Source organism: Phytobacter sp. V91 (genome assembly GCF_965644225.1).
Classification (GTDB): domain Bacteria; phylum Pseudomonadota; class Gammaproteobacteria; order Enterobacterales; family Enterobacteriaceae; genus CBFFRJ01.
The window spans coordinates 1-3,602 of sequence record NZ_CBFFRJ010000233.1 but is presented as its reverse complement, the minus strand read 5'-3'; the positions used below and the strand labels follow the sequence as shown (position 1 = coordinate 3,602).

Genomic DNA, 3,602 nt, shown 5'->3' with positions numbered 1-3,602 from the left:
GGGCATCGTGAAAAATCTATGGCAAAGAAAGCCTTATGTTCTCATAACTGACGATTAAATCGCACCTTCCCTAATTTCATCCAGTTCAGGATGCTCCACATCATCAGGCGCACTGAATCCCAGCGCCAGATCAATCTCACCGGCCAGCAGTTCCGTCAGCGCCGGACTATGCGGCAAATAGCGCAGTTCAAAACGTAGGCCTGGGGCCACCTTCTGCAACTGCTGCATAAGGGCAGGAAAAATACAAAAGACCGTGAAGTCAGTGATGGCTATTTGCAGACAGTCGCTGCTGCTGGATGGCTCAAACACTGGCTGTGGTGTCAGCTCCTGATTGAGGAATTTCAGTGACGAGGCAATCGACGGCGCCAGCGAGATGGCATACACCGTCGGGCACATGTGGTGGCCTTCACGATAAAACAACGGGTCATTCAGCGTGACACGCAATCGTGACAACGCGTGGCTTAGCGCCGAGGTGCTCATCGCGAGTTCTTCAGCAGCCAGTCTGACGGAGCGGTGGCGGTAAATGGCATCGAACACCGGCAGCAGGTTTAAATCGAGACGCCGCAAAGCAGAATGCATAATATTCATCAACCAGTGATTTCATTGCACTTAATTCTTTCAACAATAACGCTTATGCTTGGCGTCATCAATTTTTGCAGTAACTCAAAAAAGACAGGAAAACGGATGACTACCACGATTCGCCAGGCCCGGCCGACAGATGCACAAGCCATTTACGATATGATTTATGAACTGGCGGTTTATGAAAAAGCCCCGGAAGAAGTGGTGACCACCCCGGAAGAGATCGGTAACACGCTGTTCGGTGAGGGCAGCAACACCGAAGCCCTGATCTGCGAAATTGACGGAAAAATCGCTGGCTATGCGGTGTTCTTTACCAGCTATTCCACCTGGCTTGGGCGTAACGGCATCTATATGGAAGATTTGTATATTTCGCCCGAATTTCGCGGCGCAGGGGCAGGAAAAGCTTTACTGAAATACATCGCCCGCTGTGCGGTACAACGCAAATGTGGTCGTCTGGAGTGGAGCGTACTCGACTGGAACCAGCCAGCCATTGATTTCTATCTCAGCATCGGCGCACTGCCGCAGAGCGAGTGGGTTCGTTACCGACTTGATGGCGATGCTCTGCTGAACTTTGCCGAATAATCACCAGAGGCCATTACAATAATCCCCGCTGTCACTTTGCTCAGCGGGGATTTATTGCCGTGGCAGACGATCAGATCTGGTAATCAATCGCCTCTTCTTCAGCTTCCATCACCTGACGTTTGATATCTTCCACTGACAGTCCGGCATTGCAGAGTTCGATAAATCGCCAGACATAGTTACGCTGTAGCTGTCCGCGCTTCAGGCCTAACCAGACGGTATTGGCATCAAACAGGTGCCGCGTATCCAGCCGCACCAGTTTCCCCTCTTCAGTGCCGCCTCCCGACTGCTCCGCCACCAGCCCAATGCCCAGACCCAGCTCAACATAGGTTTTAATCACGTCCGAATCCTGCGCACTCAGCACTACATCCGGCAGCAGACCTTTGCGACCAAAGGCTTCATCGATACGCGAGCGACCGGTGATGCCCTGGCGATAAGTGATCAATGGCCAGCGGCTGATCTCTTCAAGGGTCAGGGGTGAACACTGCGTCAGAGGATGATCCTCCGGCACCAGCAGGCTGTGGTGCCAGCGGAACCACGGAAATGCCGCCAGCGTGCTGTCATTACTCAGACGTTCACTGGCAATGCCGATATCTGCCCCGCCGTTGTGCAGCAACGCCTCTATTTCCTGCGGCGTTCCCTGAATCAATTCGAGACGTACTTCCGGAAAAAGCGCACGAAAAGATTTAATCACCGATGGCAGGCTGTAACGCGCCTGAGTGTGGGTGGTGGCAATAGTTAAGACACCCGAGGCGTCATTAGTGAAAAGATCGGCGAGGCGACGGACATTGCTCGCCTCGTTGAGAATGCGTTCCGCAATCACCAGCAGTGCTTTTCCTGGCTCCGTCATTCCCAGTAATCGCTTGCCGCGACGAATGAAAATCTCAATCCCCAGCTCTTCTTCAAGCTCACGGATATGACGACTCACACCGGACTGCGATGTATAAAGCATATTGGCGACTTCAGTGAGATTGTAATCCCGGCGCGCCGCTTCGCGAATTATTTTCAGTTGCTGGAAATTCACCCTTCCCTCCAGGACCATCAGACATGACGCTATTGTTAAAGTCTGAGGCCTGGCAGAACAAATAATATAAACCAGCATCTTATTCCATTATGGAATAACGCTTAACTGACCAACTGTAACTCCCGGCTGTCCATGGCCGGACGACTGACCAGAGACATAAGAATTTCTTTTACCGCCTGCGCCTGTGGAGACAAAGATCCACGCGCCGAGACGTTAAGCGATAACGGCAGGTTCATCGACGGGGTGGTGATACGCGCCATCCAGCCATTCGCCGCGCTGCTTAATGAACGCGCAGCAGATTCCGGGAGTACCGTCACGCCCATTCCGCTGGCGATAGCCGCAGTCAGGGTGGAGATAGACTCAATTTCACCGATGATTTTTGCCGTCAGACGACGCAATGAGAAGGCTTCATCCACACGCAGACGTACCGCGCTGTAATCACGCGGCAGGAACAGATTCATCTCGGCAACCGCTGTTAAATCAACGCTCTGTCCCGGACAGTCACGCGTGCCCACCAGGTAGAGATCTTCTTTGAGCAAAAGAACACTGGTGATACCGGTGCCAGGCGCACGCTCATACAACACCGCCATATCCAGTTGCCCGTTAAGCAATTTGTCGTTGAGCACCGCCCCGCTGTTTTCATGCAGATAAACCGTCACTTCCGGCAGTTCATTGCGTACCGCCTGCAACAGCGGCATAGTCACCGAAGACGCCGCCGTACCCGGTGCCAGGCCAATTGAAACCTGGCCGCGCAGGCACTGGCCCACGTTGTTGACTGCCATCTGCGCCTGTTCACACTGGCGAAGGATGGTGCGAGCATGAGCGTAGAGTATTTTCCCGGCCTCAGTTGGCGTAACGCCCCGTTTGGTACGGATCAGTAATTGCTGGTCCAGCTCACCTTCCAGAGTGGCAACCTGCTGGCTCAGCGCTGGCTGAGCGATATGGAGAACTTCAGCAGCCTGTGTCAGGCTTCCGATATCAACGATTTTTACGAAGTATTTCAGGCGTCTTAAGTTCATTGTGCCTCCTGTTCGGGATACCAGTGCCACCGTGGGCATTTAAGTTGTCGGAGGAGTTGCAAGATGCTTGCCAGTTTTAGATAAGGCATTCAATTATGTCTAACAGGCTGGATAATAAGAGATTCTAATCACTCAGGTGATAATGATTACTGAAACAAGGTTTTGTTAACTGCCCCATAAGAGACTCCTCTGCCTCATCATGGTGCAGAGAAGCCAAAATTTCGGCTAACTGATTACCGCACCAGCGGATTGCTGAAATAGTCAGCAAACAGTTCGCATTTGTTGTCTCAGCCTTTGACAAGGGCCGGATGCATCGCTAATATCCGCCCCGTTCACACGATTCCTCTGTAGTTCAGTCGGTAGAACGGCGGACTGTTAATCCGTATGTCACTGGTTCGAGT

At 52.4% G+C, this 3,602-nt stretch carries 3 protein-coding genes and 1 pseudogene; 1 reads left to right on the top strand and 3 read right to left on the bottom strand.

The genetic code is table 11. The features are described from left to right. Positions 1–72 precede the first annotated feature (72 nt). Positions 73–591: pseudogene (locus tag ACSZO4_RS25080) on the bottom strand (LysR family transcriptional regulator); the annotation flags it as partial. Between the two features lie 93 nt (positions 592–684). Here ACSZO4_RS25080 and ACSZO4_RS25075 point away from each other — a divergent pair. Next, positions 685–1,161, top strand: a complete 477-nt coding sequence (locus ACSZO4_RS25075; RefSeq protein ID WP_437891808.1) for an N-acetyltransferase family protein — start codon at positions 685–687, stop codon at positions 1,159–1,161. A 70-nt stretch (positions 1,162–1,231) separates the two neighbouring features. Here ACSZO4_RS25075 and cbl read toward each other — a convergent pair whose 3' ends face one another. Continuing rightward, positions 1,232–2,182 (bottom strand): HTH-type transcriptional regulator Cbl, encoded by a 951-nt coding sequence (gene cbl / locus ACSZO4_RS25070; RefSeq protein WP_437891807.1) that lies wholly within the window; start codon positions 2,180–2,182, stop codon positions 1,232–1,234. A gap of 101 nt (positions 2,183–2,283) precedes the next feature. After that, positions 2,284–3,201, bottom strand: coding sequence for a nitrogen assimilation transcriptional regulator NAC (nac, locus tag ACSZO4_RS25065; RefSeq protein WP_437891806.1), 918 nt, complete (start codon positions 3,199–3,201; stop codon positions 2,284–2,286). Positions 3,202–3,602 lie beyond the last annotated feature (401 nt).

Excerpts from the sequence above, each read along its gene's own strand:
- nac (WP_437891806.1), bottom strand. The coding sequence starts at position 3,201 with ATGAACTTAAGACGCCTGAAATACTTCGTAAAAATCGTTGATATCGGA.
- ACSZO4_RS25075 (WP_437891808.1), top strand. The coding sequence starts at position 685 with ATGACTACCACGATTCGCCAGGCCCGGCCGACAGATGCACAAGCCATT.